The organism is Enterococcus sp. 4E1_DIV0656 (assembly GCF_002140695.1).
GTDB lineage: Bacteria > Bacillota > Bacilli > Lactobacillales > Enterococcaceae > Enterococcus_D > Enterococcus_D entomosocium.
In genome coordinates this window covers 414,681-430,474 of sequence record NZ_NGLF01000002.1, presented here as the reverse complement: position 1 = coordinate 430,474, position 15,794 = coordinate 414,681, and the positions used below count along the sequence as shown (strand labels likewise).

Below are 15,794 nucleotides of genomic sequence, written 5' to 3'. Positions count from 1 at the left end.
CAGTCAGCATAGGCTGTGTTTTTTTGCAGCGGATAGGCGGATGTCGTTTAAGACAGGTTTCGTGAAACTTGTTATACTGGATTCATAGAAAATGAACCCAAACAAGGAGGCTGTTTTATGAAAGCATTATTGATCGTCAATCCAAGTTCTGGTGGGGAACAAGCGAAAGAATTTGAGGAGATGGCAGAAGAAAAGCTGCGGGAAGCTTTTTCAGAGGTCGTTGTCAAACATACCGAAAAAGAAGGAGATGCTACACGTTTTGCCTCTGAGGCAGCAGCAGAATTTGACAGTGTCTTCGCAATGGGCGGTGATGGTACCGTCAATGAAGCAGTCAATGGCTTAGCTCCTCATGACAAACGACCAAATTTCGGTTTCTTCCCGCTGGGCACAGTAAATGATTTAGCCAGAGCATTAGCGATTCCACTAGATCCCAAGGAAGCCATCGAATCATTTGCAGTGGATCACACCCGCAAAATCGATATTGGGCAGGTTAATCAAGACTATTTTACCAATGTAGTGGCGATTGGTATGATTCCAGCGGCGATCAACAATGTGGAAGTTGAAGAAAAAACCAAGCTGGGAAAAATGGCCTATTTTGTTTCTGGTCTACGGGAAGTGCGGAAAAATGAAAGTCATCCGTTTGAAGTGACCGCCGAAAATAATGGCGAAAAAACGACGATCGTTGTGGAAAGCAGTACGATGATCGTTGGTTCATCCAATACGATCGGCGGTTTCGAATCTCTTTTGCCTAAAGCGAGTACCGATGACGGCAAATTACATCTGATCTACTTAAAGGATACGAATCTTTGGGAAACTGTCAAAAGCGTGCCTGAGCTTCTCAAAGGAGTTACGGAATCAAATGATGTTCTTGGTTATCAAACTTTTGATAAAGCAACGATTCGTTTGACGGATGGGGCAACGATCGAAACGAATGTCGATGGTGATCCAGGGCCGGAATTGCCAATCACAGTAACAGTACTGCCCCAGCATCTCACCGTGTATTGCGGAGTTGAAAAAGTCCGTTAAATCATTCATAACTAGGAAACGATCCGTCAAAAGCGGATTGTTTTTTTTATTCAGAAAGAGTATACTGGGAAAAAATTTACTGAAAGAAGGGGTTCTATGACGATACGTTCTGCCACGATTGCAGATGCCCAAGCCTTGACAGCAATCTATGCTTGTTATGTAGAAAATACACCGATTACCTTTGAAACGGAGGTGCCATCGGTTCAAGAATTCGCGGAACGCATCGCCAAGACCTTGAAACGCTACCCGTATCTCGTTGCAGAAGAGGCTGGTGAAATTGTCGGTTATGCCTATGCGTCAGCCTATAAAGAACGGGCGGCGTATGATTGGACCGTTGAAGTAACCGTTTATTTAGCGCCGGATGCCAAAGCAAAAGGGCTCGGCACCGCTCTTTATCAAGGGCTTGAAGAAAAACTAAAAGCGCAAAACGTGGTCAATCTGACTGCGTGTATTACAGGAGGCAATCAACAAAGCGAGGCTTTTCATGAGAAGCTTGGGTATCGGAAAGTTGCTGATTTTTCGCATGTCGGCTATAAGTTCAATCAATGGCACGATGTGATTTGGATGCAAAAAGAACTGCAATGGTTTCCTGATCAGGTGCCAACGTTCATTCCCAATGAAAAAGCCTAACACATCCTGACTTTTGAATATCTTTTTTTTGCAAAATGCTTTATGCTGAGAGTAGCATGTGAAAGGACGTTCTATTGTTCTTTCGAACAAAGTATTTTGCTTTTTCTGTGTGGAAAAAAAGTTGCTTTTTTATAGAAAAATGAGTAAAGTATTCAAGTGGAAAAAACAAGGAGGCGAAGCTGTTGGGCAAGCGAATCGAACGGATTTATCAATATATCGTCGAAAATACGATGAGCGGCTTAGGGGAAAAGAAGGGGTTGTCTACTTCAGAAGTTGCCGATCATTTAGCCATTCAGCGCAGTAATGCCAGTAAGGATTTAAATAAGCTTGTCAAAGAAGGGCGCGTCGAAAAAAGCGACTCGCGGCCTGTTCGTTATTGGGCGGCAGGGGTCGATCCCAGCAGTAAGGAAAAGTATGTCCCAAGCTACAAAGAAAGTCGCCCGCAAAGAGAAAAAGCCTTCCCTCAACGAGTACAAGGAAAACCCTCTGACCGAGATATTTTTGCGACGATCATCGGTGCCAACGGAAGTATGAAAAACGCTGTTGAGCAGGCGAAAGCAGCGATCTTGTATCCGCCGAAAGGGCTAAACTGCTTGATCACAGGGCCTACTGGTTCTGGGAAAACGTACTTTGCCCATGCGATGTTCCAGTTTGCCAAAAGCAATCAAGTAATTGCCGATGACAAAGAACTGATCGTCTTTAACTGTGCGGACTATGCAAATAACCCAGAGCTTTTGATGAGCCATTTGTTTGGTTATGTACGAGGGGCATTTACGGGTGCCGATCAAGAGAAGATTGGTATTATTGATCAAGCGGATGAGAGTATGTTGTTTCTCGATGAGATCCATCGATTGCCGCCAGAAGGGCAAGAAATGATTTTTTACTTTATGGATCATGGTACCTTTAGCCGTCTAGGAGAGACGGGCAAAAATCATCAAGCGAATGTCCGAATCGTTGGTGCTACTACCGAAGACCCCAACTCAACGCTATTAGATACCTTTACCCGACGCATTCCCATCAATATTCAACTGCCCTTTTTTGAGAAACGACCCGCATCAGAAAAAGTCGATCTCGTTCGGGTATTAGTCGGGCAAGAGGCGACCCGTATTCAGCGGACGATCTCCTTGACAGAAGATGTGGTCAAAGCGTTGATCGGCAGTGTCAGTTTTGGGAATATCGGTCAATTGAAATCCAATGTCCAGCTAGTCTGTGCACGGGGCTTTTTGAATCATATGCAACAAGATGAGATTGAAATCGATTTGATCGATTTGCCAGAAGGGATTCGTTCAGGATTGATCGTTTTGGGGAATCGCCGCAATGAGCTGGCAGAGCTCTCTAAGATCCTTGAACCGAAGATCAGCATTCAACCGAATCAAAACTTAAACAATATTCAATCAGATTCCTATGAATTGCCTTATAATCTTTACGATATTATCGGCGACAAGGCTGCTCTGCTAAAAGCAGATGGGTTAGATCAAGAAGCGATCAATCATTTTATCTCAACAGATATCAATGTTCACTTAAAGTCTTTTTATAAAGATCATGGGTTTTCCTTTAACTCGGTCAATAAACTAAGTGAATTTGTCGATCAGAAAGTGATCAGTGTAACAAATCAAATCTACGAGCTGGTTCGACAACGCTTAAATTATGATTTTCAGCAAAATTTCATCTATGCCATGAGCTTACACATCAGCTCGTTTTTGAAAAAAATCCATTTGGGAGAAGAACGACAAACCAATGACAATATTCGTCAGATGGTAGCTGATTATCCTCAAGAGTTTGAAGTCGCCAAAGAAGTCCGCGATTTTATTGGTGATAGTTTCCAAGTGGCGATTCCTGAGAGCGAATCTTATTATTTAGCGGTTCTTCTGGTTTCTCTTAGAACCTCTCATTCCTCTGGGAAAATCGGCGTCGTCGTTGCAGCCCACGGCAACAGCACAGCCAGTAGCATGGTACAAGTGGTCAAACAATTGCTGGAAGTCGATCAAGTGACAGCGGTGGACATGCCATTAGATATGCCCCCGGCTGTGGCGTTGAAAAAAATCGTGGATAGTGTACGGGCAGTCAATGATGGCAGTGGGGTGATCCTCTTAGTCGATATGGGGTCCTTAGCGACCTTTAATAATGAAATCCAACGAGAAACGGGTGTGGCTGTTCGAACAGTCGATATGGTGACCACCTCCATCGTCCTAGAGACGGTCCGTAAAGCGTCAGTGATCGGCACGGACCTCGATCAGCTCTATGATTCATTACGGAAGTTCCGCGGGTATGGAGCGGTCACTGTGGAAGAACCAGTGACACAAAACCACCATCCTAAAGCGATTCTAGCGGTCTGTGCTTCGGGAAAGGGAACGGCGCAGCGCATTAAAGAATTGATCCAAAGCTCATTGTCAAAACGTCAAAACCAAAATGTCGAAGTGGTGACGTTATCGGTGGCGGATCTGAGGACGGACTTGGATCAGATTCAACAGCGCTACCGTCTGATTGCCGCAACAGGGATCATCGATCCCCATATCGACGCACCGTTTATTTCATTAGAACGTTTTATTGATCAAGATGTTGATCTATTGTTGGATGATATCCTATTAGAGAATGATTTGAGTTTTGAAGATGAAGTACAGCTAGATGATCGGCAGGCGAAAGAAATCTGTGTCCGGTATTTAGAGGAAAACTTTACCTATGTCAATGCGAAAAAAGTAGTAGAGCCGTTGTGGAAATTTGGCGAAGAGATCATTCACGATTTGGATTTGGTAGGGGCGCAGCAAGGCTTTCAGATCAATTTTGTGATGCATGGCGCAGGTATGCTGGAGCGGATCTTACTGCGGCAGCCATTGACTGTTTCTGAAATTGATTTAGCAGCGATGGAGGAGAATCCGCTTTATGGCCAATTGCATGTGCATGTCCAATCGTTTTCACGCTTGATGAATATCGAAGTGCCTAAGACTGAAGAGTACTATCTGCTAGAGCTGATCAAAAACCATCACGAAAAAGAAATGTATTTTTAATTCTTACAAATAATACAGATACACTAAAAAAGATACAGTATTTTTTAGTGTATCTTTTTTAGTGTATTGTCTGAATGCTGATTCTTAAGGTTTTTTCAAGAATAGTGTATCGGAAAAACTTGGCACGCTTCTTGCTTCTATATAAGTGGATACAGGAGGTGATTGAAAAAAGAACAGATCCTCAATATGAAAAGCGGATCGATGGATGTAGGAGGCTTGCACAATGGGAATGGATATACGTCTTGCCCGAATCGACGATCGGTTGATTCATGGTCAGGTCGCCACAGCTTGGTCGAAAATGACTGGTATCAATCGAATCATCGTGGTCAGTGATGAAGTCGCAAATGACCAATTACGAAAGTTTCTCTTGAAAGAAGCTGCTCCACCAGGGATCAAATCCAATGTGGTGACAGTAGCGAAAATGCTTGAGGTGGCGCATAACACATTATTTAATACGCAAAAAGTCATGTTATTATTTACCAACCCTCAAGATGTCGTGACTCTGGTTAAAGGAGGCATTGACATTCGTTCCGTCAATATCGGCGGTATGAGTTTTTCAATGGGAAAACGAATGATCACTAATTTCGTGTCAGTCAATGATCAAGATCTTGCTTCATTGCTTTACTTGCAAAACCAAGGCATTGAAGTGGAGATACGCAAAGTTCCAGCTGATCGTAAAATCTTTTTGAAGGATATTTTGGAAAAAGAAGGTAGTCACCCTTAGTTTTTCGATGTTGTTTTTTCTTTCGTATTCGTGTCACATTTTTCAATTTTGATATAGGAGGTAAAAAGATGGTAGGAATTATCCTAGCAAGTCATGGAGAATTTGCTAACGGCATTTTGCAATCTGGTTCAATGATCTTCGGCGAACAAGAAAATGTTAAAGCTGTTACATTGATGCCAAGTGAAGGTCCAGATGACATCAAGGCAAAAATGCAAGAAGCAATTGCTACATTTGACGATCAAGAAGAAGTATTATTCTTAGTTGATCTTTGGGGTGGTACTCCTTTCAACCAAGCGAACAGCTTGTTTGAAGATCACAAAGACAAATGGGCAATCGTTGCTGGTATGAATTTACCAATGGTGATCGAAGCCTATGCTTCACGTTTTTCAATGAATACAGCGCATGAAATTGCTGCGCATATCGTTGAAACAGCTAAAGAAGGGGTCAAGGTCAAACCAGAAGAACTTGAACCAGAAGAAGCTTCAGCACCAAAAGCAGTGCAAGACGATCAACCTAAAGGATCACTTCCTCCGGGAACTGTTCTAGGCGATGGCAAAATCAAAATCGTACTTGCTCGTGTCGATTCACGTTTGTTGCATGGTCAAGTTGCTACAGCTTGGACAAAATCAGTGAATCCATCTCGGATCATCGTTGTTTCTGACGCGGTGGCAAAAGATGACTTGCGTAAAAAACTGATCGAACAAGCAGCTCCTCCAGGAGTAAAAGCGAACGTCATTCCAGTGGACAAAATGATTGAAGTTTCTAAAGACCCTCGTTTCGGGAATACGAAAGCTTTACTATTATTTGAAAACCCACAAGATGTATTACGTGCTGTTGAAGGTGGCGTTGATATAACTGAAGTGAACGTTGGTTCAATGGCTCACTCTGTTGGGAAAGTTGTTGTAAGTAAAGTATTGTCGATGGGTACAGATGATGTGAATACATTTGAAGATTTGAAAGAACGCGGCATCAAATTCGATGTGCGTAAAGTACCAAATGACTCTCGAGACAACATGGATGAAATCTTACGCAAAGCCAAAAATGAATTGGCAAATAAATAGAAACGTATTCAACTAAATAGGAGGTCTATCATGACTATTATATCTATGGTATTAGTAGTACTCGTTGCCTTTTTAGCTGGTATGGAAGGGATCTTGGATGAATTCCAATTCCATCAACCGCTAATCGCGTGTACTTTGATCGGTTTAGTGACCGGTAATTTGGAAGCATGTATCATTTTGGGCGGATCATTACAAATGATCGCACTTGGATGGGCAAATATCGGTGCCGCTGTTGCACCTGATGCTGCATTGGCGTCTGTCGCATCTGCAATTATTTTAGTTTTAGGTGGACAAGGAACTGCTGGTGTTGATACAGCGATTGCCGTTGCGATCCCTCTAGCTGTTGCTGGGTTGTTCTTGACAATGATCGTTCGTACATTGGCTGTGCCAATCGTTCACTTTATGGATGCTGCTGCTGAAGAAGGCAACATTCGTAAAATCGAAATGTGGCACGTGATCGCTGTATGTATGCAAGGGGTTCGTATTGCGATTCCTGCAGCTGCATTGTTGGCTATCCCTGCTGCAACTGTTCAAAACTTCTTAGAATCAATGCCTGCATGGTTAACTGATGGTATGGCTATCGGTGGTGGTATGGTTGTTGCCGTTGGTTACGCAATGGTTATCAACATGATGGCAACTCGCGAAGTATGGCCATTCTTTATTATCGGTTTCGTAATCGCAGCTATCTCTCAATTGACATTGATCGCTATCGGTGCCTTGGCAGTAGCAATCGCATTGATCTACTTGAACCTAACTAAAATGGGCGGATCATCAAATGGAGGCGGCGGCAGCAACACTGGCGACCCTCTAGGCGATATCTTGAATGACTATTAGAATCGAAGGAGGAGAAAAAAATGGCAGAAAAAATTCAATTAAATAAAAAAGATCGTTTAGCCGTAGCATGGCGCTCTACCTTCATTCAAGGTTCATGGAACTATGAACGTATGCAAAATGGTGGTTGGGCATTCTCAATGATTCCAGCAATCAAAAAATTATACAAAACAAAAGAAGACCGTGCCGCTGCTTTGAAGCGTCACTTAGAATTCTTTAATACTCACCCATATATCGCATCACCAATCTTAGGTGTAACTTTAGCGTTAGAAGAAGAACGTGCCAATGGCGCGCCTGTCGATGACGTAGCGATCCAAGGGGTAAAAGTTGGGATGATGGGTCCTTTAGCCGGTGTCGGTGACCCTGTGTTCTGGTTTACTGTACGTCCGATGTTAGGTGCATTAGGTGCTTCTCTTGCTTTAGGCGGAAACATCTTAGGCCCAATCATCTTCTTCGTTGCTTGGAACATCATCCGTTGGGCATTTATGTGGTACACACAAGAATTCGGCTACCGTGCTGGTTCTAAAATCACAGATGACCTTTCAGGTGGTTTGCTACAAGATGTAACAAAAGGTGCTTCTATTTTAGGGATGTTCGTATTAGGGTCACTTGTTCAACGTTGGGTATCGATTTCCTTTGCACCAGTTGTCTCAAGCGTACCGCTTGATGAAGGTGCTTATGTCGACTGGGCGAACTTGCCTTCTGGTTCAGCTGGTTTGCAACAAGCCTTCCAACAAGTAGCTGAAGGCCGTGCATTGACTGATACAAAAGTAACAACATTGCAAAACAACTTGGATCAATTGATTCCTGGTTTAGCTGCACTATTGCTTACTTTATTATGTATGTGGTTATTGAAGAAAAAAGTTTCTCCAATCGTCATTATTATCGGTCTATTCTTAGTCGGTATCGGTGGACACTTGATCGGATTGTTATAATCTTTTCAATGATAGGTGCTTGGGGAGACCCAAGCATCTTTTTATTTATTCGCCAAACATGCCGCAAACACGTATAATAGGTAACGATAAGACGATATAGAATGGAGTAAGTGCAAATGGTACAATCCCTTAATACAAAAGTTGATTTGACGATCGATGCTACGTCTTTTTTAGGTATCAATGAATACGGCAAAATAATGATCGGCGATAATGCCTTTGAGTTTTATAATGATCGTGACAAACGCAAGTTTATTCAAATTCCTTGGGAAGATGTCGACTATGTGATCGCTTCGGTCTTGTTCAAAGGACGCTGGATCCCACGGTATGCGATTCGGACCAAAAAGAATGGGACATATACCTTCTCATCAAAAGAACCAAAAAAAGTTCTGCGGGCAATTCGCGAATACGTTGACCCAGATCATATGGTCCATTCTCTTGGATTTTTCGATATCTTGAAACGGGCAATTACCCGTAGAAAATAACAAGAGAGCATATGTTTTTCCAATTGATTCTCAATATGTTACCCTTTTTATAAGAAAGTTTAGGAGGGGTTATTATGCACTTTTTATGGACATTGATCGTGGGAGCGGTCATCGGTTCAATCGGTGGCGCCATCGCAGGAGAAAAACGCGGTTGCATTTTTGATATCGTGGCAGGACTTGTGGGCGCATCAATCGGACAAGGCTTATTCGGCACTTGGGGACCGCAAGTGGCAGGAATGGCAATCGTGCCAGCAATCATTGGGGCAGTCATTTTCGTGGCTGTCGTATCATTCTTTTTGGGACGTAAAAGATAATTATCAAAGAAGCAATCCGTTGATTGGGTTGCTTTTTTTGTGGATTAAAGTTATCTAGAAAAGAACAACGAGAGAGCCAACTAGAGTCTTTTTAAAACACCATTCTTTAGGTTCGTATTGTTTGATTTTTTAGAAAACTTTTCGCTTACTTTCCGCTTTTTCTGGAAGTTTGTTATAATACTATCGTATAGAACAAGAAAGTAGGGAACGATACATGTTAAGAGTTGAAAAATTACGTGAAGCAATGAGAAAAGATTCGATTGATGGGTTCTTGATCACCAGCCCATACAATTTGCGTTACTTGACAAACTTTACTGGTACAACTGGTTTAGCAGTCATTACGTTGGACAAAGCTTTTTTTGTAACTGATTTCCGATATACAGAGCAAGCAGCTGCCCAAGCCCAAGGATTTGAGATCGTAAAAAATAGTGGACCGATTTTTGAAGAAGTTGCAACTATCTGCCAAAAGGAAGAAATCAATGTCTTAGCATTTGAAGAAAGTTTCGTCAGCTTTGCTGAATACTCCGTCTTAGAAGACTTGATTGAGGAATCCTCATTAGCTCCTGTATCTGGTATGATCGAGGCATTGCGGGAAGTCAAAGATGAGGAAGAGATCGCATTGATCCAACAAGCCTGCCATATCGCCGATCAAGGGTTCGAACATATTTTGAAAATGATCCGCCCAGGGATGACCGAAATCGAAGTGGCGAATCAGTTAGATTTCTTTATGCGTTCATTAGGTGCCACAAGCGTATCTTTTGAAACGATTGTGGCCAGTGGTCTTCGTTCAGCAATGCCCCATGGGGTTGCCAGTGAAAAAGTGATTGAACAAGGCGATCTGATCACGTTAGACTTTGGCTGTTACTATCAAGGCTATGTGTCTGATATGACCAGAACTTTTGCTGTGGGGGATCCTGGCGATAAATTGAAAGAAATCTATCAAATCGTGCTAGAAGCACAAGAAAAAGTCTTGGCAGCAGCAAAACCTGGAATGACCGGAATTGAGCTAGATGCGATCGCCCGGGATCACATAGCTTCCTTTGGCTACGGGGATGCTTTTGGTCATTCAACAGGCCATGGGATTGGTTTAGAAATCCACGAAGGACCAAATGTCTCCTTCCGTGCTGATAAAGCATTTGTTGTCGGAAACGTCATTACAGATGAACCAGGCATCTATCTTCCAGGAATTGGCGGCGTTCGTATCGAGGATGATCTTTTGATCACTGAAACTGGTAATAAAGTGTTGACACATTCACCGAAAGAATTGATCATTCTCTGATTCATCGACCTTGTTTTTCAGAAAATTCATTGAGAATAGTGGGTTATTATAGATTCTCAGTGCAGAAAATGATAAACTTAGAGCGAGAAGAAACACTGTGCCATGGATGTTATTGATTGAATCAAGCGCTGGCTTGCTTCAAACGGAAAAAACGAGCGATTTTTTTACAAACAATACGGTACAGCTGTTTAGAATGGAGGCAAAAACGTATGAATGAAGATAAAAACCTTGTATTAAATGCAAGTCCTGAATTAGGCGAAATCGTCATCGCGCCAGAAGTGATCGAGATCATTATTGGGATCGCTGCTTCTAAAGTGGAAGGTGTCTATGGGATGCGAGGAACACTGGCAAACAGTGTCACTGAATTACTAGGCCGCGCAGCTCATGGCAAAGGAGTCTACTTAACGATCGATGAAACAGGGATCAAAGTGGATATCTACTGCTATATCACTTATGGGATGTCAGTGCCTAAAGTGGCAATGGAGATCCAAGAACGGGTCAAACAGCAAGTCTTATTTATGACAGATGTGCAACTGGCTGAAGTAAATGTTCATGTTGTGGCAGTCGTGCCAGAAAAAGTAGATTTACCAGACATCGAAGAATTATTTGGAAACGACGAGGAAGAAAATGAGTAAAGAATTATCACGGCATGAAATACGGAAAATGGCGTTACAAGCTTTATTTCCACTAGACTTTAACAAAGATTTAACGAAACAAGATGCCATCATGCATGCCATCGAGTTGGAACACCATGAATTGATTGATGAAGAACAAGAGCATTTTGTCCCTGTTTATTTAGATCAATTAGTGGCAGGTGTCTGTCATTACAAAGAAGCCTTGGATGAAGTCATTCAAAGTCATCTAAAAGCCGGTTGGAAAATCCAGCGTTTATCAAAAATGGACGTGACGATTTTACGAATCGCTTTGTATGAAATGATCTATGTGGATAATGTGCCGAATCGTGTGGCTTTGAATGAAGCGATCGAATTAGCGAAAACCTTTAGTGACGATCAGTCAAGAAAGTTTGTCAACGGTATTTTATCGACAGTCAATCAAGAGCTAGAAACAAAAAACAACCAAGTAAGTGAGTAGTTTTCAGCCTTAACACTATCGAACAAAAGAAAACAGCCTTTATTTGATCGAGGCAGAAACCGAACGATTTATGAGCAACCGCCTTGTTTTGACGGTCCTGCTTGATCGTTCGGTTTTTTTGCATACACTTTGTCGGTTTGACCTCGTTTTTTCCGAAAAAAGGGAGCCTTAGACGGTGTTTTTCTTTTCAGAAAATGCTATGATAGAAAACATGAAGAAGCAGATCGACAAACGATTGGTGCGTTTCTTTTTACAAAATAAGTCAGTATAATCAGGTTGGAGGAGTTGTCAGAATGGGTACATTGATCAATGGAAAAGAATTGGCTGAAAAAATGCAAGCGGCGTTTCTTTCAGAGACAGCAACACTAAAAGAGCAGGGTGTGACACCGGGATTAGTTGTTTTACTTGTTGGAGAAGACAAAGCAAGCCAGACTTATGTGAAAAATAAAGAACTAGCTGCGGCGAAAATCGGCATCAATTCCCGTGTTGCCCGCTATCCTGAATCCATTACTGAGGCAGAATTATTAGCAGAAATCGAACAGTTCAATAACGATGATGCCTTTCACGGCATTTTGGTTCAACTTCCTTTGCCAAAACATATCAATGAAGAAAAAGTGCTGTTAGCCATCAAACCGGAAAAAGATGTCGACGGTTTTCATCCAATCAATTTAGGAAAATTATTTGCCGGTGTACCTGACCGAATTCCTTGTACCCCTTATGGCATCATGAAAATGTTTGCTGCGTATGGGATCGAATTGGAAGGGAAAAATGCTTTAGTTATCGGCCGCAGCAACATTGTCGGAAAACCGATGGCGCACTTGCTCTTAGGGGCAAATGCCACCGTGACTATTGCTCATTCAAAAACCAAAAATCTGCCTGAGTTAGCGAAGCAAGCGGACATTTTAGTCGTGGCGATCGGCCGCGGTCATTTTGTCACAAAAGACTTCGTAAAAGAAGGGGCCGTGGTGATCGATGTAGGAATGAATCGGGATGCCAATGGCAAGTTGATCGGCGATGTGAAATTTGATGAAGTCGAACCGATCGCTAGCTATATCACCCCGGTACCTAGAGGTGTAGGACCAATGACGATCACGATGTTGATGGCCCAAACGATCGAGGCAGCAAAGGAGACAATGAAAAACTAAATGGCGCAAGAATATTTAACGGTGACCGCATTAACAAAATATATCAAGCGTAAGTTTGACGTCGATCCGTATTTAGAGCGGGTTTATTTGACGGGGGAGATCTCTAATTTTCGTCGTCGCCCCAATCACCAATACTTTAGTTTAAAGGATGATGGTGCAAAAATTTCGACCGTCATGTTCAAGGGCGCTTTTGACAAGCTGCGCTTTCAACCAGAAGAGGGCATGAAAGTCATGGCGGTTGGACGTATCACCTTGTATGAGGCAAGCGGAAATTACCAGATGGTGATCGATCACATGGAACCAGACGGTGTCGGTGCCCTTTATCAAGCCTATGAACAATTAAAGCAGAAATTGGCAGCGGAAGGATTATTTTCTGCACCGAAGCAGTCGTTGCCGAAATACCCGAAACGCATCGCAGTCTTGACCAGTCCTAGTGGGGCGGTGATCAGAGATATCATCACGACGACCCAGCGGCGTTATCCCATTGCTCAGATCGTTTTGTATCCAACCGTGGTACAAGGCAACAAAGCCGCGGATGATGTGGTGAAAAATATCCAACGAGTCGAAGCCGATGGTACCTTTGATACTATGATCATCGGACGTGGGGGTGGGTCGATTGAGGACCTCTGGCCTTTCAATGAAGAACGAGTGGCAAGAGCCATTTTTGACGCAAAAACCCCCGTTATTTCTTCAGTGGGGCATGAAACCGATACGACGATTGCCGATTTAGTGGCGGATGTGCGGGCGGCAACTCCGACCGCAGCTGCCGAATTAGCAGTGCCCGTCCTATCAGAAGAGATTTTGCGGATCGAAGAAAGACAAGCCCGATTAGAGCAAGCTTTTATGCACCAGATCCAGTACAAACAAGAACGCTATCAGCGAGTGATTGGATCATATGTTTTTCGACAACCAGAGCGCTTGTATGAGGCACAGTCCATCAAACTCGATCAGTTGCAGCAGCGGATGCAGCAAGGTCTGCAAACCTTGCTTTATGACAAGGATCGCCAGGCACAGCAATTGATTTCACGGTTAGCACAACAACAACCAAAAGCGCGATTGCAAGCTAGTAACCAAGAGGTCAGTTATCTTTCCCAACGCTTAATGAAAGCCATGAAAGATATTTATGCAGCAAAAGAAAATCAATTTGCAAATGCAGTCCAATCTCTTGATTTGCTAAGCCCACTGAAAATCATGGGTCGGGGCTACAGCTATACCACGAAAAATGAGCAGGTAATCAAATCGATTGATACGATCGAGCCAGAAGACCAGCTGACGATCCATTACCAAGATGGCCAAGCACTTGTCGAAGTTATTAGTACAGAAGGAGTTAATCATGGCAAATCCAACATTTGAAGAATCATTACAAGAATTAGAACAAATTGTAACCCGTTTGGAACAAGGGGATGTTCCCTTAGAAGAGGCACTAGATGCTTTTCAAAAAGGGATGGTTTTGAGTAAGCAATGCAAGGACACTTTGAGTAAAGCGGAAAAGTCCTTAACAAAAATGATGACAGAATCTAACGAAGAAGTGCCTTTTGAAGAGGAAAACCAATGAGTGCTTTAACAGAATTCACAAAAGAACACGCCCCATTGATTGAAGAAGTCATGGAGCGCTTTGTCAAAGAACACACCTCTGATCAACGATTGTTTAAAAGCATGCAGTATTCGATCCAAGCTGGCGGCAAACGTATTCGCCCGCTTTTATTGGCAGCAACAGTCGCCGCTTTTCACAAACCCGTCAATACCGCGGTGTACCAGTGTGCGGCAGCCCTAGAAATGGTGCATACGTATTCGCTGATCCATGATGATCTTCCAGCAATGGACAACGATGATCTGCGTCGAGGCAAACCTACCAACCATAAGGTTTTTGGTGAAGCTTTAGCGATTTTAGCTGGAGATGGTCTTTTGACGGCTGCATTTCAATTAGTCGCTATGGCGGAGATCGAAGCCAATCAAAAAGTCTTGCTGCTGCAGCAATTGAGTAAAGCGGCGGGAACACAAGGCATGGTCGCCGGCCAAGCAGCTGATATTCAAGGAGAAAACCAAGCCCTTAGTCTTGAGGAACTGATGTCCATTCATGAACGGAAAACTGGAGAATTGATCCGCTTTGCGGTGATTGCTGGAGGTGTCTTAGCCGACCAGACGGAAGAAGTTCTGCATGAATTGGATCGCTTTGCCCAGCATATTGGGTTAGCCTTTCAAATTCGCGACGATCTGCTGGATGCCACTAGTACGACCGAAGAGCTAGGCAAAGTTGTCCGTCGAGATGACGAATTGGCGAAAAGTACCTATCCTGCTTTACTTGGCTTAGCAGGCGCGCAGCAAGCCTTGACAGAAGAATTAGGCAAGGCCAAAGAAATTCTGGCGCAATTAAGTCAATACGGTCAATTTACGCCGGATGTTTTATTGGCATTTGTGGAACGATTTGAGATTCGAGGGAACGCATGAAGAAAGAACGAGTAGATGTTTTAGCTGTCCAGCAAGGCCTGTTTGAGACCCGAGAGCAAGCCAAACGGGGAGTGATGGCTGGATTGGTGTACAAAGAAAAAAATAATGAGCGCCTAGATAAGCCGGGAGAAAAAATTGCCGCAGATACACTGCTGCAGATCAAAGGCAAAAAGCTGCCTTATGTTTCTCGTGGTGGTCTCAAGTTAGAAAAAGCACTCAAAGTCTTTGATTTTGACGTAACCGATAAAATCATGTTAGACATCGGCGCATCCACCGGTGGTTTTACTGATGCGGCATTGCAAAATGGTGCCAAAAAAAGCTATGCATTGGATGTCGGTTACAATCAGTTAGCCTGGAAGCTGCGGCAAGATGAGCGAGTGATCGTAATGGAGCGGGTCAACTTCCGTTATGCAAAACCAACTGATTTTTTAGACGGTCTTCCAGATGCCGCTACGATCGATGTTTCTTTTATTTCACTTAAACTGATTTTACCCCCGCTGTATGATATTTTGGTAGCGGATGGCGAAGTGATGGCGCTGATTAAACCGCAATTTGAAGCGGGCAAAGAAGCAGTCGGGAAAAATGGGATCGTTCGTGATCCCAGAACCCATGAACGAGTTTTGGAGGAAGTACTAGCATTTGCTAAGAAAACAAATTTCGATGTCTTAAACCTAAGTTTTTCACCAATCACTGGTGGCGAAGGGAATATCGAGTTTATCGTACATTTAAAGAAAAGCCTGCAAGAAGGTACCGCAGGAGGGATCGATATCCCGAAAGTTGTTGCATCAGCACATGAGACCTTTCATCAACCAAAATAAAGAA

Annotated in this window: 17 protein-coding genes; all 17 read left to right on the top strand. The window is 43.1% G+C overall.

What is annotated here, in order from left to right:
* The first annotated feature begins 117 nt into the window (after window positions 1-117).
* The 17 genes from A5882_RS15375 (at window position 118) to A5882_RS15290 (ending at window position 15,790) form a co-directional block, all read left to right on the top strand.
* Window positions 118-1,026 carry a diacylglycerol kinase family protein gene (locus A5882_RS15375; RefSeq protein WP_086373054.1) on the top strand — a complete coding sequence of 303 codons (909 nt, stop codon included), beginning with the start codon at window positions 118-120 and terminating at the stop codon, window positions 1,024-1,026.
* Between the two features lie 96 nt (window positions 1,027-1,122).
* On the top strand, window positions 1,123-1,656 hold the full coding sequence (locus tag A5882_RS15370) for a GNAT family N-acetyltransferase (protein ID WP_086373053.1): 534 nt from the start codon (window positions 1,123-1,125) through the stop codon (window positions 1,654-1,656).
* Window positions 1,657-1,886: 230 nt separating this feature from the next.
* A complete protein-coding gene (locus A5882_RS15365; protein ID WP_016620450.1) occupies window positions 1,887-4,661 on the top strand; it encodes a sigma-54-dependent transcriptional regulator in 2,775 nt (924 codons plus the stop codon).
* Between the two features lie 229 nt (window positions 4,662-4,890).
* Window positions 4,891-5,385 (top strand): mannose/fructose/sorbose PTS transporter subunit IIB, encoded by a 495-nt coding sequence (locus tag A5882_RS15355; protein WP_026008065.1) that lies wholly within the window; start codon window positions 4,891-4,893, stop codon window positions 5,383-5,385.
* 68 nt (window positions 5,386-5,453) lie between these two features.
* A complete protein-coding gene (locus tag A5882_RS15350; protein ID WP_008378493.1) occupies window positions 5,454-6,446 on the top strand; it encodes a mannose/fructose/sorbose PTS transporter subunit IIA in 993 nt (330 codons plus the stop codon).
* Window positions 6,447-6,476: 30 nt separating this feature from the next.
* Window positions 6,477-7,280 carry a PTS mannose/fructose/sorbose transporter subunit IIC gene (locus A5882_RS15345; protein WP_008378492.1) on the top strand — a complete coding sequence of 268 codons (804 nt, stop codon included), beginning with the start codon at window positions 6,477-6,479 and terminating at the stop codon, window positions 7,278-7,280.
* A gap of 20 nt (window positions 7,281-7,300) precedes the next feature.
* Entirely contained in the window at window positions 7,301-8,212 is a 912-nt protein-coding gene (locus tag A5882_RS15340; RefSeq protein WP_005235347.1) for a PTS system mannose/fructose/sorbose family transporter subunit IID, read from the top strand.
* A gap of 116 nt (window positions 8,213-8,328) precedes the next feature.
* Complete coding sequence (locus tag A5882_RS15335; protein ID WP_005235348.1) at window positions 8,329-8,694, top strand: DUF956 family protein; 366 nt, start codon at window positions 8,329-8,331, stop codon at window positions 8,692-8,694.
* A 74-nt stretch (window positions 8,695-8,768) separates the two neighbouring features.
* The gene (locus tag A5882_RS15330; protein ID WP_005225767.1) at window positions 8,769-9,008 is read left to right on the top strand and encodes a GlsB/YeaQ/YmgE family stress response membrane protein; all 240 of its coding nucleotides are present in this window, start codon (window positions 8,769-8,771) and stop codon (window positions 9,006-9,008) included.
* A gap of 214 nt (window positions 9,009-9,222) precedes the next feature.
* Entirely contained in the window at window positions 9,223-10,287 is a 1,065-nt protein-coding gene (locus A5882_RS15325) for a Xaa-Pro peptidase family protein (protein WP_005235349.1), read from the top strand.
* Window positions 10,288-10,496: 209 nt separating this feature from the next.
* Window positions 10,497-10,922, top strand: a complete 426-nt coding sequence (locus tag A5882_RS15320) for an Asp23/Gls24 family envelope stress response protein (RefSeq protein WP_005225770.1) — start codon at window positions 10,497-10,499, stop codon at window positions 10,920-10,922.
* A complete protein-coding gene (gene nusB / locus A5882_RS15315; protein WP_005235350.1) occupies window positions 10,915-11,379 on the top strand; it encodes a transcription antitermination factor NusB in 465 nt (154 codons plus the stop codon). Before A5882_RS15320 ends, nusB begins: the two co-directional genes overlap by 8 nt.
* Before the next feature lie 293 nt (window positions 11,380-11,672).
* Window positions 11,673-12,524 (top strand): bifunctional methylenetetrahydrofolate dehydrogenase/methenyltetrahydrofolate cyclohydrolase, encoded by an 852-nt coding sequence (locus A5882_RS15310; protein WP_005235351.1) that lies wholly within the window; start codon window positions 11,673-11,675, stop codon window positions 12,522-12,524.
* A complete protein-coding gene (gene xseA, locus A5882_RS15305) occupies window positions 12,525-13,877 on the top strand; it encodes an exodeoxyribonuclease VII large subunit (RefSeq protein WP_008378484.1) in 1,353 nt (450 codons plus the stop codon).
* Window positions 13,858-14,079, top strand: coding sequence for an exodeoxyribonuclease VII small subunit (locus A5882_RS15300; RefSeq protein ID WP_005235356.1), 222 nt, complete (start codon window positions 13,858-13,860; stop codon window positions 14,077-14,079). The genes xseA and A5882_RS15300 overlap by 20 nt, the downstream gene beginning before the upstream one ends.
* Entirely contained in the window at window positions 14,076-14,972 is an 897-nt protein-coding gene (locus tag A5882_RS15295; RefSeq protein ID WP_005235358.1) for a polyprenyl synthetase family protein, read from the top strand. Before A5882_RS15300 ends, A5882_RS15295 begins: the two co-directional genes overlap by 4 nt.
* The gene (locus tag A5882_RS15290; protein WP_086373052.1) at window positions 14,969-15,790 is read left to right on the top strand and encodes a TlyA family RNA methyltransferase; all 822 of its coding nucleotides are present in this window, start codon (window positions 14,969-14,971) and stop codon (window positions 15,788-15,790) included. Before A5882_RS15295 ends, A5882_RS15290 begins: the two co-directional genes overlap by 4 nt.
* Window positions 15,791-15,794: the final 4 nt, after the last annotated feature.

Bases quoted from the DNA above. Each gene is read 5' to 3' on its own strand.
- A5882_RS15375 (WP_086373054.1), top strand. From the start codon at position 118: ATGAAAGCATTATTGATCGTCAATCCAAGTTCTGGTGGGGAACAAGCG.
- A5882_RS15370 (WP_086373053.1), top strand. From the start codon at position 1,123: ATGACGATACGTTCTGCCACGATTGCAGATGCCCAAGCCTTGACAGCA.
- A5882_RS15365 (WP_016620450.1), top strand. From the start codon at position 1,887: ATGAGCGGCTTAGGGGAAAAGAAGGGGTTGTCTACTTCAGAAGTTGCC.
- A5882_RS15355 (WP_026008065.1), top strand. From the start codon at position 4,891: ATGGATATACGTCTTGCCCGAATCGACGATCGGTTGATTCATGGTCAG.
- A5882_RS15350 (WP_008378493.1), top strand. From the start codon at position 5,454: ATGGTAGGAATTATCCTAGCAAGTCATGGAGAATTTGCTAACGGCATT.
- A5882_RS15345 (WP_008378492.1), top strand. From the start codon at position 6,477: ATGACTATTATATCTATGGTATTAGTAGTACTCGTTGCCTTTTTAGCT.
- A5882_RS15340 (WP_005235347.1), top strand. From the start codon at position 7,301: ATGGCAGAAAAAATTCAATTAAATAAAAAAGATCGTTTAGCCGTAGCA.
- A5882_RS15335 (WP_005235348.1), top strand. From the start codon at position 8,329: ATGGTACAATCCCTTAATACAAAAGTTGATTTGACGATCGATGCTACG.
- A5882_RS15330 (WP_005225767.1), top strand. From the start codon at position 8,769: ATGCACTTTTTATGGACATTGATCGTGGGAGCGGTCATCGGTTCAATC.
- A5882_RS15325 (WP_005235349.1), top strand. From the start codon at position 9,223: ATGTTAAGAGTTGAAAAATTACGTGAAGCAATGAGAAAAGATTCGATT.
- A5882_RS15320 (WP_005225770.1), top strand. From the start codon at position 10,497: ATGAATGAAGATAAAAACCTTGTATTAAATGCAAGTCCTGAATTAGGC.
- nusB (WP_005235350.1), top strand. From the start codon at position 10,915: ATGAGTAAAGAATTATCACGGCATGAAATACGGAAAATGGCGTTACAA.
- A5882_RS15310 (WP_005235351.1), top strand. From the start codon at position 11,673: ATGGGTACATTGATCAATGGAAAAGAATTGGCTGAAAAAATGCAAGCG.
- xseA (WP_008378484.1), top strand. From the start codon at position 12,525: ATGGCGCAAGAATATTTAACGGTGACCGCATTAACAAAATATATCAAG.
- A5882_RS15300 (WP_005235356.1), top strand. From the start codon at position 13,858: ATGGCAAATCCAACATTTGAAGAATCATTACAAGAATTAGAACAAATT.
- A5882_RS15295 (WP_005235358.1), top strand. From the start codon at position 14,076: ATGAGTGCTTTAACAGAATTCACAAAAGAACACGCCCCATTGATTGAA.
- A5882_RS15290 (WP_086373052.1), top strand. From the start codon at position 14,969: ATGAAGAAAGAACGAGTAGATGTTTTAGCTGTCCAGCAAGGCCTGTTT.